The sequence below is a fragment of the Paenibacillus sp. RRE4 genome, from assembly GCF_031844205.1.
In the GTDB taxonomy this organism is placed as follows: domain Bacteria; phylum Bacillota; class Bacilli; order Paenibacillales; family Paenibacillaceae; genus Paenibacillus; species Paenibacillus xylanexedens_B.
Genome location: NZ_JAUZUT010000001.1, coordinates 895,697 through 910,849 on the forward strand (window position 1 = coordinate 895,697; position 15,153 = coordinate 910,849).

Annotated in this window: 14 protein-coding genes; 10 read left to right on the forward strand and 4 right to left on the reverse strand. The window is 46.0% G+C overall.

Annotated elements, in window-relative coordinates; translation table 11 throughout:
• Window positions 1-25: 25 nt before the first annotated feature.
• Window positions 26-1,039: a zinc-binding alcohol dehydrogenase family protein gene (locus Q9R46_RS04290; RefSeq protein ID WP_311279090.1), complete on the forward strand. Its 1,014-nt coding sequence runs from the start codon at window positions 26-28 to the stop codon at window positions 1,037-1,039.
• 123 nt (window positions 1,040-1,162) lie between these two features.
• Here Q9R46_RS04290 and Q9R46_RS04295 read toward each other — a convergent pair whose 3' ends face one another.
• The 4 genes from Q9R46_RS04295 to Q9R46_RS04310 form a co-directional block, all read right to left on the reverse strand.
• Window positions 1,163-2,068 carry a YitT family protein gene (locus tag Q9R46_RS04295; protein ID WP_311279091.1) on the reverse strand — a complete coding sequence of 302 codons (906 nt, stop codon included), beginning with the start codon at window positions 2,066-2,068 and terminating at the stop codon, window positions 1,163-1,165.
• A gap of 121 nt (window positions 2,069-2,189) precedes the next feature.
• On the reverse strand, window positions 2,190-3,428 hold the full coding sequence (locus Q9R46_RS04300; protein ID WP_145329001.1) for a cation:proton antiporter: 1,239 nt from the start codon (window positions 3,426-3,428) through the stop codon (window positions 2,190-2,192).
• Between the two features lie 4 nt (window positions 3,429-3,432).
• Window positions 3,433-3,927: a cation:proton antiporter regulatory subunit gene (locus Q9R46_RS04305; protein WP_311279092.1), complete on the reverse strand. Its 495-nt coding sequence runs from the start codon at window positions 3,925-3,927 to the stop codon at window positions 3,433-3,435.
• A gap of 335 nt (window positions 3,928-4,262) precedes the next feature.
• Window positions 4,263-4,664 (reverse strand): hypothetical protein, encoded by a 402-nt coding sequence (locus Q9R46_RS04310; RefSeq protein WP_311279093.1) that lies wholly within the window; start codon window positions 4,662-4,664, stop codon window positions 4,263-4,265.
• A 234-nt stretch (window positions 4,665-4,898) separates the two neighbouring features.
• On the opposite strand from Q9R46_RS04310, the gene Q9R46_RS04315 reads away from it, so the two are divergent.
• The 9 genes from Q9R46_RS04315 to Q9R46_RS04355 all read left to right on the forward strand — a co-directional run bounded on the left by Q9R46_RS04315 (window position 4,899) and on the right by Q9R46_RS04355 (window position 15,153).
• Window positions 4,899-5,843, forward strand: coding sequence for a putative sporulation protein YtxC (locus Q9R46_RS04315; protein WP_311279094.1), 945 nt, complete (start codon window positions 4,899-4,901; stop codon window positions 5,841-5,843).
• Between the two features lie 408 nt (window positions 5,844-6,251).
• Window positions 6,252-8,189 carry a threonine--tRNA ligase gene (gene thrS, locus Q9R46_RS04320; RefSeq protein WP_145412356.1) on the forward strand — a complete coding sequence of 646 codons (1,938 nt, stop codon included), beginning with the start codon at window positions 6,252-6,254 and terminating at the stop codon, window positions 8,187-8,189.
• 455 nt (window positions 8,190-8,644) lie between these two features.
• Window positions 8,645-9,157: a 3D domain-containing protein gene (locus tag Q9R46_RS28555; RefSeq protein ID WP_397352985.1), complete on the forward strand. Its 513-nt coding sequence runs from the start codon at window positions 8,645-8,647 to the stop codon at window positions 9,155-9,157.
• Between the two features lie 112 nt (window positions 9,158-9,269).
• A complete protein-coding gene (locus Q9R46_RS04330; protein WP_145329007.1) occupies window positions 9,270-9,479 on the forward strand; it encodes a hypothetical protein in 210 nt (69 codons plus the stop codon).
• Between the two features lie 257 nt (window positions 9,480-9,736).
• Entirely contained in the window at window positions 9,737-10,786 is a 1,050-nt protein-coding gene (liaF, locus tag Q9R46_RS04335) for a cell wall-active antibiotics response protein LiaF (protein WP_145329009.1), read from the forward strand.
• A gap of 3 nt (window positions 10,787-10,789) precedes the next feature.
• A complete protein-coding gene (locus Q9R46_RS04340) occupies window positions 10,790-11,827 on the forward strand; it encodes a sensor histidine kinase (RefSeq protein WP_145412358.1) in 1,038 nt (345 codons plus the stop codon).
• A complete protein-coding gene (locus tag Q9R46_RS04345) occupies window positions 11,824-12,486 on the forward strand; it encodes a response regulator (RefSeq protein ID WP_145329014.1) in 663 nt (220 codons plus the stop codon). Before Q9R46_RS04340 ends, Q9R46_RS04345 begins: the two co-directional genes overlap by 4 nt.
• 149 nt (window positions 12,487-12,635) lie before the next feature.
• Window positions 12,636-14,282, forward strand: a complete 1,647-nt coding sequence (locus tag Q9R46_RS04350) for a S1C family serine protease (RefSeq protein ID WP_311279096.1) — start codon at window positions 12,636-12,638, stop codon at window positions 14,280-14,282.
• A gap of 181 nt (window positions 14,283-14,463) precedes the next feature.
• Complete coding sequence (locus tag Q9R46_RS04355; protein WP_145412360.1) at window positions 14,464-15,153, forward strand: response regulator transcription factor; 690 nt, start codon at window positions 14,464-14,466, stop codon at window positions 15,151-15,153.

Sequence of the window (15,153 nt, forward strand, 5' to 3'; positions counted from 1 at the left end):
CGAATGGATCTGAGGGGGAACAGTGATGAGAGCTATCGTATGTGAAGAAATTGATCGTTTGGTGCTGAAGGAATTGCCTCAGCCCGAAAGAGGTGAGGGAGAAGCACTGGTCGCTATTCAGCGAATTGGTATCTGTGGTACAGATTTGCATGCGTATAAAGGTAATCAGCCGTTTTTTACGTATCCTCGTATACTTGGTCATGAACTTGCAGGCATCATTGAAGAGATTGGCCCGAATGAGGCTGGTTTGCAGCGAGGGGACCAGGTAAGCATTATTCCTTATCTTCATTGTGGACATTGCATTGCTTGCCGCTCAGGCAAAACAAACTGTTGTGCATCGATGCAAGTAATGGGTGTACATGTGGACGGTGGCATGAGAGAACGGATTACGGTGCCTGTCTCCCATCTGCTTAAAGCAGATGGGTTGACATTAGATGAGACAGCTATGGTTGAACCGCTTAGCATTGGGGCTCATGCTGTGCGCAGAGCTGCACTTCAACCAGGAGAGCGTGTCGTTGTTATTGGAGCCGGACCTATCGGGCTGGGAGTCATGGCCTTTGCCAAACAAGCAGGTGCATATGTCATTGCGGTGGATCGTAATCTGGACAGGCTGGAATTGAGCCGAACCTGGGCCGGGGTGGATGAGATCGTGCAGGCGGATGAACAGGCTCTGCAGCGAGTATCCGAGATTACTGGCGGTGATTATGCCACTGCTGTATTTGATGCGACAGGTAACGTACATTCCATGAATGGGGCGCTACCTTATGTGGCTCACGGTGGACAGCTGATTTTTGTTGGACTGGTGAAAGCCGATATTACGTTCCATGACCCGGAATTTCATAAGCGTGAGATGAGTATGCTGGGTAGCCGGAATGCAACACGCGAGGATTTTGAGCAGGTGTTATCGACGTTGCGTGACAAAAAATTAACGATGGATGGTTATATCACACATCGAGCGCCTTTTGATGAGTTGCCAACCGCAATGGATACTTGGCTGTTACCCGAATCACAAGTGGTAAAAGCAATCGTAGAATTATAATTTTCACAATTTAAAGGTTTGTACGAAGAAACGCTCTCTTCCCGGTAAATGAGCAATGGAGAACGATCCATCGGTTCATGGGAAGAGAGCGTTTTGTTATATCGTTATTTTCGCTAGCGATATTCATTTTTCTGGATTCGAGATAATACCTGCATGAGGGTCAATGTGCCGAACAATGGATTTTAACCAGATCAATTCCAGGAAATGGACTTCGTAATAAAGTGTTCCTGGAATCTGTTTGATCCAGACCTCCGCGCCAGCGATCGGGGAAGACTCCAGTGTTGCATCCAGCTTGCCAGGTTCCCTGCGCAGGCGGTTTCGTACAGCTTTTTCAACTTGAGCACGTTGCGTGGTCAGAATGCATATTTTGCGTTTGGGGGAGAATCCCCGGAATGCAAGGTACACCATTTCATAGGCAATCAGATAAGCAATGATAGAATACATGGCCTGATCCCAGCCAAAAACAACACCAGCAGCTGTCAATATGATCAAGTTAAGCAGCATGATTATTTTTTCGATAAGCATCCGTTTCCCGCTAAACACACGTTCAGGTGGCCGAGAGGACGGATCACCGATTTCCAGCGTATCCAGTGTCCCACCATACCGAACAACAAGCCCGATTCCGAGCCCCAGGCATAACCCACCAAACATGGCAGCAGCCAAGGGATGCTCGACGAGCGGAGGCATGGGATGTAGTACAATGGCACCGATCGAAAAGACAACCAAACCCAGAACGGTTACAAGTACAAACTTTTTCTTCACGATCCTGTAGGATAGAAATATAAACGGAACATTGAATAAAAACAGGAACAAGCCGATTCGTAGCTCCGTCCAGTGTGCGAACAGAGAAGAGATCCCTGTTATGCCACCAATAATAATTTTATTGGGGTGCAGAAACAACTCAAGTCCCACGGAGGCCAGTATTCCGCCAATGATGACCAGAAACAGATTCAGCCAGCGGCGGGATGGCGATATGCTACTCTTCGTAGTACGTGGCACCGGATTAGCCGATATCAGAGGTGTTTTCACATGTCCATCCTCCTTCAGTGCGGCTTCGAGCCATTCTCCCTGGGTTCTTCACAGAAAGGTCAGCATGTAGCCGCTCAGTTGCTTAATACAAACATAGGTCTGCTCTGCACAGACATGTTACTTAGCCTTCTTTCTGCAGAACTTTAGGCTCCTCTTTTTTCTTGCGAGGATCTTTGAACTTGAATATTTTATCCAAAATACGGAATACGTGTTTGGACTCTTTGGTTAACAGCGGCCCCAGAATAGCAAGGATTAATACATACAGCGCTGCAAATGGTTGAAGCAATGGTAACAGTCCGCCGGCTTTACCCATATTGGCCATAATAATGGAGAACTCACCACGAGATACAATGGTTAATCCGATATTAGCAGATGCTTTTGGTGAAAGTCCTGCACTTCGTCCAGCCAGCATACCTGCGAGGAAGTTACCAAACAGTGTAATCACTACAGCAATCAAAGCGAGCCAAACGGCTTCACCGCCAAGGGACAACGGATCAATAGATAGTCCGAAGCTGAAGAAAAAGATAGCTCCAAAGAAATCTCGGAACGGCAGAATCAGATGTTCGATACGTTTAGCATGCTCCGTTTCCGCAAGCACAAGACCAACGAGCAACGCACCAATGGCTTCAGCAACATGGATCGTTTCGGAGAAACCAGCGACAAGGAACAATGCCCCGAAAACAACAAGTGAGAATAATTCGTTGGAACGAATTTTCAGCAATTTATTCAGTAGCGGTGTAGCTTTGCGTCCGATGATGATAACGATCAGCATGAAGCCCAGAGCAATCAGAGCGGACATGATTACGCCTCCGATGGAGGATGAATCACTGAGCACAAGTCCGGACAGGATGGAAATATAAACGGCGAGGAATACGTCCTCAAACATAATGATACCCAGAATCATCTCGGTCTCCGGATTGGCTGTTCGTTTCAGATCAACGAGCACCTTGGCTACAATAGCACTAGACGAGATCGTTGTTATACCTGCAATGATGAGTGCCTCAGCTGCCGGGAAACCGGAGGCAAAACCGAATACTAATCCGAGTGTGAAGTTAATCCCGATATAGATCGAGCCGCCAACAACGATGGAGCGACCCGATTTGACTAAACGACCTACAGAAAACTCCAGTCCCAGATAGAACAACAGGAACAAAATACCGATCCGACCCATAAAGTCGATGAAAGGCTGACTTTCAATAAATCGGAAGTCCAAATGCCAGATTTGCATGGCATGTGGCCCCACAGCCATTCCGATCAAAATGTAGAACGGAACAACCGAAAATCTCAGTTTTGCGGATAAAAGGCCGGCTGCTGCAATGAGCACCAGTGCCAGACCTACTTCAAAAATCAAATGATCCATCGAGTTACCCCCTTCCCGTCAGGAGGAGGGACTTGAAAAGCTTCTGCTGGTTGCGTTCGCCAACGGCGACTACCGTAGATTCTGCGCTAATCACAACCTCCGGACCTGGGCTGATGTGTTTTTTATGATTTTTCTCCACAACGGCAATGACCGTTGCGCCAGAGTTTTGACGTACATTCAGTTCACCAATGGATTTGCCAATGCATCCGAATGAAGCTTCGATTTTGTACCATTCGATAATCAGATCGTCAAAGGTGACTTCAATATTTTCAAGTTGCTTCGGTTTGTACGTTAATCCGCCAACGATAGCAGCAACCTGTCTTGCCTCATTGTCGTCAAGGGTGATCATAGAGATGCTTTGATCCGGGTCATCATATTCAAAATGATACATTTCACGGCGTCCATCATCGTGAATAATAATGACGATTTTATCACCGCTGCTCGTTTCAATTTGGAATTTTTTGCCGATTCCCGGCAAGTCTGTTTCGCGTACATCCATGGATAGTATGCCTCCTTAGTGATTAAGGCTGGCCATAGAAGGAAGGCTTTTCTTCCCGTAATCAGTTCATCTGCTGCTCAGGCGGAACATCAAATGGTGCGGGGAAACAGAGCCAGTAATTCCTGACACAGCCGAATATATGATGTGAAATCATGATCAGTTTGTAAAATAAAGGTCAACAAATAAACGATCACAAATAAAGTTCAAACCAGATGTTTCAAAAGTAACGTTTACATAATGGGTTATAAGTTATGCATGAGAACACCGTCTATAGCGAAGAGGTGACTCCATGCTCTGGCAACCTGACGAATACGGCAAACAGGCTCTTAACGAGCTCAGGCGTATCTCGGTGCCATTGGGGAGAGGGATAAATACATACTGGTGTATTTAATTGGCAACAGAAATAATCTGCGCTTGAACAGACAATACCACGGTTTAAAAGAGAGACCTGCTGTAGGAATTCGCAGCACGATTAATAATGCGAGGACAAGAAATACAGGCTTGGTTTGCTTAATTGCAGCCAGCTTAGACATCACTTGCGGATTTTTGCGAATGACAGGTTTCTGCTGAGACTCGGGTATTTGAGAGAATACTTCAAGCCCTTCTTTATTCGAAGTGGCATCGACGGATACACCAACGGCAGACTCTGTCTGCATTGGAATCGGGAAGCACAGCGCCTGAAAGACGCATAAAATGATGATAATCATGTGATGGAGCAGTCTAGGATGTTGTCTCATTTTCGGCTTCCCCCCTTCCGTGAAGATACTGTTATAAAAATAATAACACATTTTTGCGTGATCTCCAAACCATTCATTCATAGTTCACGAAACCTTCTATTATTCTTTTTTGCCAAAAAAACTTTTGCTCGCGTTTTATGCTGAGAAATCATGACACCCTTTCCATCAAACCGCTTCGTATATCCCTTTGGGCCTTGCCATATACTTTGAAGAGAAAGGAAAGGAGTGATTCTTATGGAACTGTTTACAGTATGGACCGATGTGTCGGGGCAAGAGGAGGCAGCCCTTTTTCAACAATGCATTAAGGAAAAAATCAAAGGTTTACATATAAGTAAAAGAGGCTTCCGGCTCACCTTCAAACATAAGGATGGCAGAGCAGTTTGGACGTGCAGAGGCAATGAGAATCACGAAGATTTCCAGCAGTGGTTGCCACGAATCAGTGATTTGCTTTCCCTTGGTATTGCGGATTATATAATGGAAACCCAGGAACGAAGCATGGTAGAGAATATTATTGCCAAATCATGCTCGGTAATGGATGAACACGAAGTTGAGAAGGTTCACCGCATCTGCATGCCGCTGCTCGTGAATAGTGACTTGCATCAACCGGGTCTGCGGGAGCGCCGGCGCTCAACATTAGCGAGAGGTTTAAGGCAAGATTTGGAGGACATCCATTTTTTCCATCTCGAAGGCATCCTGAATTTCCGTATACGTGCCTACAAGCAGGAATTGCAGGAGCTTGTGGAATATGCTCTCGATGAGTTCTGGATGGATCGTCAATATGAAGAGTTCATGGGACTGTTGAAGTATTTTGTATTTTTTCAGGAGGCTAAAGTTCCTTTAATCCATCTGATCCACAAGGGCAAACATGAATTTCAGGTGCTTGATGCTGGACTGAATTTGCTGCCTGTGCAAAAAGATGAACAAGTGGTTGTGGAGATGCCGGGGCTGGAACTGGAGATGGATATCGAGGATATGATCGTGAGTACGCTTATTTCCATATCGCCCGAAAAAGTCATGTTACACACGAGCACTCCCGAATTGCCCATCATCTCGACGATATGCCAGATCTTCGAAGATAAGGTGCAGATATGTCATCAATGTCCCGAATGCGAAGTGCTCCGTTCAGGATTGCTGACAAGTCTTGACGCAGGCGATCTGGGCAATTATAATAACTGTTGATACAAAAGCGTTGACAAAGACATGAATCACACGTTTGATCGGTGCAGAGAGAGGAACCTGGGCTGAAATTTCCTCCGGATATCGCGTATGGTTTACCCCTTTGGAGCTGCAATTTTGAAAATAAAACCGGTTAACCAATCCTTGCTAAGGATGGCGGTTTTGTGAGTAAGGATTTGCCGGGTCATGCCCGTTACCGACATGCCAATGAGGGCTGTTTTCCTGTATCAGGAACAATCAGCTGAATTAGGGTGGAACCACGAGATATAACACTCGTCCCTTGACTGGGACGGGTGTTTTTTGCGTTCTTTTTCGTTGATCTAACGGCGAACTGGAAATACGCAATAGATGATCAGTCCATTGCAGGACAATGAAAATGATGATGTTTATTTTACAGGAGGAATGAGACAAATGGCAGTAAACATTAAATTACCGGATGGTTCCGTACGTGAGTACGCAGATGGGAGCAGTATTGAAGATGTAGCCGCTTCGATTAGCAGTGGACTTCGCAAAAATGCCGCAGCAGGTAAACTGGATGGCATCGTGGTGGATCTATCCACTCCAATTCATGAAGGGGCTCTGGTCGAGATCGTAACACTGGATTCACCGGAAGGTCTTGAAGTGATGCGTCACAGTACAGCTCACTTGCTTGCTCAGGCGGTAAAACGTCTGTACGGTAACAAAGAAGTTCATCTGGGCGTAGGGCCAGTCATTGAGGACGGATTCTACTATGACATGGATTTGGAACATCCGCTCAACCCGGAAGATTTACAAAAGATTGAGAAAGAAATGGAACGCATCGTCAATGAAAATCTGCCTATCGTGCGCAAAGAAGTTAGCCGTGCGGAAGCCATCAGCATTTTCAATGAAGTCGGCGACCCATACAAACTTGAATTAATCAATGCTTTACCGGAAGATAGCGTAATTACGATCTATGAACAAGGGGAATTTTTCGACTTGTGTCGTGGACCACACGTGCCATCTACAAGCAAAATTAAAGTGTTCAAACTGATGAACGTAGCGGGTGCATACTGGCGCGGGGACAGCAAAAATAAAATGTTGCAACGGGTATACGGTACTGCTTTTGTGAAAAAAGCTCAGCTGGACGAGCACTTGCACTTCCTGGAGGAAGCGCGCAAGCGTGACCACCGTAAACTCGGTAAAGAACTGGAAATGTTCACATTCTCGCAGCTCGTGGGTCAAGGCTTGCCGATCTGGTTGCCTAACGGTGCGAAGCTACGTCGCACACTGGAGCGTTACATCGTTGATCTGGAAGAAAGCTTAGGTTACCAGCACGTTTACACTCCTGTATTGGGGAACGTAGAGCTGTACAAAACATCCGGTCACTGGGAGCACTACCAGGAAGACATGTTCCCGAAAATGATCATGGACAATGAAGAATTGGTTCTTCGTCCGATGAACTGTCCTCACCACATGATGGTGTACAAATCCAATATGCACAGCTACCGCGATCTTCCGATCCGTATTGCCGAACTGGGCATGATGCATCGCTATGAAATGTCAGGCGCGTTGACAGGTCTGCACCGTGTACGTGCGATGACGCTGAATGATTCTCACATCTTTGCACGCCCGGATCAGATCAAAGAAGAGTTTGCCCGTGTTATCGAATTGATCCAAACGGTATATAAAGACTTTGGCATTCACGAATATCGTTTCCGTCTGTCTTACCGTGATCCGCAAGACACCGAGAAATACTTCCAGAACGATGAGATGTGGGAAATGTCTCAACGCATGCTGCGTGAAGTTGTGGAAGAACTTGATCTTCCGTTCTATGAAGCTGAAGGCGAAGCGGCGTTCTACGGTCCGAAGCTGGATGTACAGATCAAGACTGCGCTGGGCAAAGAAGAAACACTTTCTACCGTTCAACTGGACTTCTTGCTCCCTGAGCGTTTTGAGCTTGAATACGTTGGTGATGACGGACAGAAGCATCGTCCGGTCGTTATCCACCGGGGCGTAATCAGTACAATGGAGCGTTTCACTGCATTTTTGCTGGAGAACTTTGCAGGTGCATTCCCGCTTTGGTTGTCTCCAGTACAAGCCAAAGTCATTCCGGTATCCGGAAATTACGACGAGTATGCGCGTGAAGTAGAAGCGAAGCTGAAACGTGCAGGAATCGCGGCAGAAGCAGATCTTCGCAATGAGAAGCTGGGGTACAAAATCCGTGAAGCACAGCTGGAAAAAATGCCTTACATGTTCGTTGTGGGCGAGAATGAGAAAAATGCTGCATCGGTATCCGTACGTAAACGCGGAGAGGGCGATCTGGGCATGAAGCTGGTGGATGAGATTGTTGCTCAGTTGAAAGAAGAAATTGCATCAAGACAAGTCTAGTTCAGCATCCTGTGTTGTAAAATAAATCTAACGAAACCGTCTGAGAACATGGCTGAATCCATCGTTCTCAGACGGTTTTTGTGTTTCTTTTTGTACTTATAGTCTGACAAAAGGTATAGGATGGATGCTTTTTGGTAACCCTTTGCAAGTGAGGGGGAGGTTATACCATGAAAAAGCATATTTTAAAATTCAATGAAAACCACAAGTTCATCATCATGTGCTGCTTCATATTTGCCGGGATTTTGATGAGTTTCAATGAGGCCAAGGCCTATATATTTGAAGAGGAAAGCACGGCAATACATGTCAAGCAATTAAATAACAATGACGAGCGCGGTATGGTTCGTGATTTAAAATCCGGGCAGAGAAGCGAGCAAAACCAACTCGAATCCGTATATACGGACAAGGCTCAATTGACTACACTCGTGTATATGGCTTTCATGTGGTCTCCACAGCCAATGGTGTTGCCAAAACCTGAATTACCAGCCAAACGGGTGGTTGATCCTGCGGATCGTGCTATGCCAGTGCTTGCTCCGCGTTTAGAACAAATTTTGGAAACCCAAAAGGTGACGGCAACAGGATATACAGCAGGAGTCGAATCCACAGGTAAAACGCCAAAACATCCGCAATACGGTATTACGTATTCAGGCGTAAAAGTTCGTCGGGACAAGGAAACCGTATCTACCATTGCAGCCGATCCCAAGTTATTTCCGATGGGCTCCATATTGTATATACCCGGTTATGGTTACGGTATCGTTGCCGATACGGGTTCAGCCATTAAAGGCAACAAGATCGATCTGTATTTTCCGACGACCAAGCAGGTGTACAAAGAATGGGGCAAAAAGGATGTTGAAGTGCAGGTTATCAAGCAGGGTGCAGGGAAATGTACGGAGCAGATGCTGGCGGAGTTGTCCAAAGCGATTGATGTCTACAAAACTGTACCGGATTCCTGGCTGGACAAAGCCATCTGAGGATGGAATGTTATGCCTGAATAACAAAAAGGCTCTCTTCACATAATATTGACTGGGGACGAACCCCGCACTGCCACAAGCAGTGTAAATATGAAGAGAGAGGTGATTCGTTGTGGCAAAGAAATCCCAAGGTTACCAAACGCCAAACGAGAAGTACGATGCTGAATTTGGACAGGAGAATGGAAGCGCAGCTTCTAAAGTGAAGCAAGCCGCTCAAAACAAAGTACAAGACAATTTCCAAACACCTGATGAAAAATATAATGCCGAGTTTGGTGTAGAAAACACAGGTCAAACCGGCCGTGCAGGAAAAATGAAAAAGTAAGTTGCCATGGTCCGAGCATTAAGCTATGCAAGATGAATAAAAATCGATGATGATCCGTACACCCTGGAGCGATTGCTCCGGGGTGTTTTCATTTCATGTTCCCGATTTTATGTTCCTTTTCGAAAATGATTAGAATTTACATAATTCTCCTCAGGCCTCAGTCTCAAGACCGAGACAATTTCCACCTGTCGGCGCTGTTAACCTTAGCATGTCTAAGGTACACTGGATATAGAATAAAGACAAAGGAGACATGAGTGATGAAACGATCTACGCTAGACCGTTGGTGGGTTGGCATACCTCTTATCGCTATAGGTGCACTGATCTTGCTCAGACAATTGGGATATGACATTGATATAGGATATATATTTAGAACATACTGGCCGGTGTTTTTGATCTGGTGGGGAGTGAAAGGCTTGACGGAAATTCGCCGTAATGGGGGATATGCTGCGATTGGGCCCGTTGTTGTGCTTTCCATTGGTGGATTCTTCCTTGCGCGTAACTTGGGCGTGATTGGTTATTCCCTGGGAGAATTCATTCGTTATCTAGTTCCGATTTTGCTGATTGGCGGCGGGTTATATGTATTAATTGGACCAGGTCATAGGGATCGGAAACCTCACGGAAATGGAAGCAAAACACCGCCTCCGCCGCCTGAGCAACCATATAAGCCGTTGTCCCCTCAAGATTTGGAGATGCCCTCTTCGTTTGATGAAGAGTTCGAGAAGACGTTTGGCAAACCCAAGCAAGAGCAACCCTCGAGTAAGCATCAATCCTTCCATTCCGAGGAGGGGCCGAATCTGAAAAAAGACAGTGGGAAGTTCGGACAGTCTCATCAGAGTTACCATTCACATTCGGATGATCAAAAATTTGGAGGCTTTGGCCACGCTAATTCCCATAACTATAAGTATGGATATGAAGAAGGTTACGGCAAGACATTCAATAAATCCACTTTCATCGGTGACTTTCATATGGGCAAAGAAGTGTTTACGCTGAAACCGATGAACATCTCTTCATTTATTGGCGACACCGTTATTGATTTGACCAAGGCCCAGATTTCATATGGAGAAACTAAGATTGTCATTTCGCATTTTATTGGCGATGTTAAGATTTTTGTTCCGGAAGACATGGATCTGGGCATTTCACTGACCAGCAGCTCTTTTCTGGGAGATATGAAGCTTCTGGGTACAAAACGTGGAGGTTTTTTGGGAAATGCACAGGAGGAAACTCCGCACTACCATGAAGCCGGTAAGAAGCTCCGCATTATTGTCAGTGTTTTTATTGGCGATGTCAAAGTAAACAAGGTGGATTAACCTATGATTCGAACGATTCTTAAGGCAAACAAGTGGGAACTGATGACGTATTTTGTGTTAACCGGATTGATTACACTCGGTGGATTCTACCTGTTATATGGGGATGTGCTTACAGGGGATAATCGCAACCGGGCATGGACGTACATCGGAGTTGTCGTTGTAGGAACTGTGGTCACCGGATATATCGCCGCATTGCGGCTTCAGCGCAAAATTGATTTGCTCGATCTCAATATGTTGAAAGTATCTAAAGGAAATCTTGCCGTTCGCATGCCTGAAGCGGAAGATGCTTCCTTTGGACGGGTCTATCAGGAATTTAATGTGATGATGGAGTCCATTGAAAAGAAAATGAGGTTACTCCAGCGGCTTGGTGAGCAAGAGGTTATTGAAAAGGAACAGGCCTCTGAACGTGCCGTTATCGAAGAACGTAAACGTATGGCAAGGGATCTGCATGACACGGTGAGTCAGCAACTATTCGCCATGCACATGTCTGCTTCATCCCTTCCACGTCTGCTTGAGATGAACCCGGAGCATGGTCGGAATGTACTCGACCAGTTAATTCAAATGTCCCATATTGCACAGCGCCAGATGCGTGGATTGATCGCGCAACTCAGGCCGATTGAATTGGAGGGGCGGGACCTAGCAGCAGCACTGGACAGCTGGTTCCCTGATTATTGTCGGCAAAATGGTTTAAAAGGCGTGAAAGAGCTGGAGTTGGATGGCGGAGTCTCGGATGCCATTGAGCACCAGCTGTTTCTCATTATTCAGGAGGCCGTAGCCAATGTTGTTAAACATGCTGAAGCGGGGCTCGTTAGTCTGGCTATCCGAGAATCGGAGCATCAGATTAGCATGAGCATCAGTGATGACGGGCAAGGTTTCCTGCAACAGACGGAGCGACCGGGCTCATATGGGTTGTCCACGATGCGAGAACGTGCGGAGAAGCTGGGCGGTCAAGTGCAGATTATATCCAAGCCTGGGGCGGGTACGACGGTACGAGTACTCATTCCGAAATTTGATAACGTGTCTGAGGAGGAAACAGAATGAATGGCAAAGTAAACGTAATGATTGTGGATGACCACGATATGGTACGAATGGGCTTGAAGACTTACCTCATGCTGGAGCCTACGTTCCATGTGATGGCGGAAGCAGGTAACGGGCAGCATGCACTCGATCAGCTGCGCCAGATGAAGGATTCGGAAATGCCGGACCTGATTCTTATGGATCTGATGATGCCGGTGATGAACGGAGCTGAGGCTACGCAAGCCATCATGTCTGAATTTCCGAATATGAAGATCGTCATGCTGACCAGTTTCCTGGAAGATGATCTCGTTGTTCAAGCGATTGAGGCGGGAGCAGTAAGTTATGTGCTCAAAACGGTATCTGCCGAAGAACTGATCTATGCTCTTCAAGGCGCTAACCGAGGGATGCCTGTGATGACAGGAGATGTGTCACAGGCGCTGACGCGAGGAATCCGTCAGCGGACGGCGAGGGAAAGTGAGTCCGGCCTTACGGATCGGGAGAAGGAAGTACTTTTACTTATTGCTGAAGGGAAAACCAACAAAGATATCGGAGAAGAATTACATATCAGCATTAAAACTGTTAAAACACATGTAAGTAACTTGCTGATGAAATGTGAAATGGATGATCGGACGCAACTGGCGATATACGCACATCGGCAAGGATGGGTGAAGAAACAAGGCTGAAAATGTTGCTATGACGGGAAAAAACAGCAAATGTTGCATGCTTTTATCTCCTTTTTAATTGTTTTTAAGGTACGATTAAGGTTCAAAGTACAAAATAAGGACAGTTAAAGAATATCTCTTGCAAATAAGAGATTGGGAGGTAGAGAGGCATGGACGAACGTAATTATAGATCAAATCGACAAGATGAGGAAAAAGAAACGAATCAAACTGAAAATCGCAATCCTGCCGGGAATGATGACTCCTCGTATTATTATTCTTACGGACCTTTCCAGTCCGTGAGTCAGGAAGATACAGCTAGTGGCAACGGGCCAAGGCAAGAAGGAAACGTGGAGATCACAAGACCAGATCCAATAAAACCTGTGCCTTCTTACCATAGTAATGACGCCTCCGGTCAAACGGGTAGGATCTCTGGTGGTGGCGGTTCAGGTCACGGCGGAGGCCAAGGGAATGGAAATAACAATAATGGTAACTGGAACTATAACAGCCGCAGACCTCGTTCTTCTGTAAGATCACTTCTGTTCTCCTTTATCGCCGGCATGCTAGTCATTACTGTGCTGATGTATACAGCGGATAGAACGAACATGTTTACACCACAAGCCGCGCTTACGAATAATGGAACCGAATCTGCTCAGGAAACACCGAGTAACACAGGTGGAGGCAACAATGTGACGGCGTCCTTACTTCCAACAGGGAAAGAGGATGTATCCTCTGTGGTGAAACAGGCGAGCCCGGCTGTCGTGAAAATTGAAACGCTGGCGAAACAGTCCACACGTGGTTCCGGACAAGGTGGAGCGAATACAAACGATCCGTTGTATCAATATTTCTTTGGTGGCGGACTTGGTGGACCTAGCGGAAATCAACAACAAGAACAAGGTCAACAACAGCCTCAAGCTAACAATCAACTCGTACCTATGGGGATTGGTTCCGGATTTATTTTTGATAAAGAAGGTTATATTTTGACGAACCAGCACGTTGTTCAAGGTGCAGATGTCATTCAGGTAACACTTGAGAACAATAGCAAGCCATATGAAGCTAAATTGCTTGGAAGCAGCTTTGATCTTGACCTTGCCGTGTTGAAAATTGAGAAAAATAGCGGAGATAAAGATTTTCCTGTAGCACCGCTCGGTAACTCAAATAGCACACAAGTTGGTGAATGGCTTGTAGCCATCGGTAATCCGGAAGGTTTTGAACATACCGTAACTGCCGGTGTTCTTAGCGCCAAAGAACGTACGATCAGCATTCCGGATCAAGAAACAGGTAAAACACGTGAATACAGCCACTTGCTGCAAACAGATGCTTCGATTAACCCGGGTAACTCGGGTGGTCCGTTGCTGAATCTGAACGGAGAAGTTATCGGTATGAACGTTGCTGTAAGTGCGGATGCTCAAGGTATCGGTTTTGCAATCCCGTCCAGTGTAATCTCTGAAGCGGTGAAGTATTTGAAAGAGAACAAAGATGTTCCGAAAGAACCAGTGCCGTTTATCGGTGCTTCTCTGATGAATCTCACCCCGGAAGTGGCTAAACAAATGGGAACAAATATTACGGAAGGTTCAGTTGTTGCAAGCACGGTGTACCAATCTCCAGCTTACCAGTCTGATCTGAGACCGTATGATATCATTACCGGCGTAAATGGTACTTCAAAAGCAACAAGCCAGGATCTGATCGACTTTATCAAGACTCAGAAAGTCGGCGGAGAGATTACGTTGAATGTTGTACGTGACGGCAAGAAGATGGATGTGAAAGTGAAAATTGGAAACAAGTATGATTACGATACAACACAAACACAGCAACAATAATTGCAAACATGATGAAGTAGATGAAGGTAAGAACGGAAGGGTTTGAGGCCCTTCCGTTTTTTTGCACGATGTTTCTGTTCTGTTTTTGCATAGTTTCTCTATTATGGATTATGGAGAAGATGCGAATCGGGCTTTGGCCTGTTACAATGGGGATACAACGATAGGGTAAAGGAGAAAGACCATGCGATCAACGATTTTAATTGTAGATGACGACGAGAAAATTGTGTCTATGCTGCGCCGAGGTTTGGCATTTGAAGGATATGAGGTACAGACAGCTTCTAACGGAGCAGAAGGCCTAAGCAAGCTGATGGATAAGGAACCGGATATCGTAGTGCTCGATGTGATGATGCCGCAGATTGATGGCTTTGAGGTATGCCGCAGACTGAGAGAAGCAGGTAGTAAGGTTCCTGTACTGATGCTTACTGCCAAGGACGAGGTTCAGAGCAGAGTGACCGGACTGGATACCGGTGCTGATGATTATTTGGTGAAGCCGTTTGCACTGGAAGAATTGCTCGCACGTGTCCGTGCTTTGCTGCGTCGCAAATCAGATATATCTAACGTTGTAGACAATCGCCTGGTATATGAAGATATCATTCTGGATAATGATTCACGCGAAGTGCTCCGGGATGGCAAACGTCTCGAACTGACAGCAAAAGAGTTTGAATTACTTAATCTGTTTATGCAAAATCCGAGACGGGTACTGTCTCGTGACCTTATTATGGATAAAATATGGGGATACGACTATAGCGGCGAGTCCAATGTGCTAGAGGTCTATATCGCGATGCTTAGACAGAAAACAGAAGAGCATGGTGGCAAACGTCTCATTCAGACGATCCGGGGAGCCGGCTATATTTTGAGAGGTGACTCGTAG

Excerpts from the sequence above, each read along its gene's own strand:
- Q9R46_RS04290 (WP_311279090.1), top strand. The coding sequence starts at position 26 with ATGAGAGCTATCGTATGTGAAGAAATTGATCGTTTGGTGCTGAAGGAA.
- Q9R46_RS04300 (WP_145329001.1), bottom strand. The coding sequence starts at position 3,428 with ATGGATCATTTGATTTTTGAAGTAGGTCTGGCACTGGTGCTCATTGCA.
- Q9R46_RS04305 (WP_311279092.1), bottom strand. The coding sequence starts at position 3,927 with ATGGATGTACGCGAAACAGACTTGCCGGGAATCGGCAAAAAATTCCAA.
- Q9R46_RS04310 (WP_311279093.1), bottom strand. The coding sequence starts at position 4,664 with ATGAGACAACATCCTAGACTGCTCCATCACATGATTATCATCATTTTA.
- Q9R46_RS04315 (WP_311279094.1), top strand. The coding sequence starts at position 4,899 with ATGGAACTGTTTACAGTATGGACCGATGTGTCGGGGCAAGAGGAGGCA.
- thrS (WP_145412356.1), top strand. The coding sequence starts at position 6,252 with ATGGCAGTAAACATTAAATTACCGGATGGTTCCGTACGTGAGTACGCA.
- Q9R46_RS28555 (WP_397352985.1), top strand. The coding sequence starts at position 8,645 with ATGGTGTTGCCAAAACCTGAATTACCAGCCAAACGGGTGGTTGATCCT.
- liaF (WP_145329009.1), top strand. The coding sequence starts at position 9,737 with ATGAAACGATCTACGCTAGACCGTTGGTGGGTTGGCATACCTCTTATC.
- Q9R46_RS04340 (WP_145412358.1), top strand. The coding sequence starts at position 10,790 with ATGATTCGAACGATTCTTAAGGCAAACAAGTGGGAACTGATGACGTAT.
- Q9R46_RS04345 (WP_145329014.1), top strand. The coding sequence starts at position 11,824 with ATGAATGGCAAAGTAAACGTAATGATTGTGGATGACCACGATATGGTA.
- Q9R46_RS04350 (WP_311279096.1), top strand. The coding sequence starts at position 12,636 with ATGGACGAACGTAATTATAGATCAAATCGACAAGATGAGGAAAAAGAA.
- Q9R46_RS04355 (WP_145412360.1), top strand. The coding sequence starts at position 14,464 with ATGCGATCAACGATTTTAATTGTAGATGACGACGAGAAAATTGTGTCT.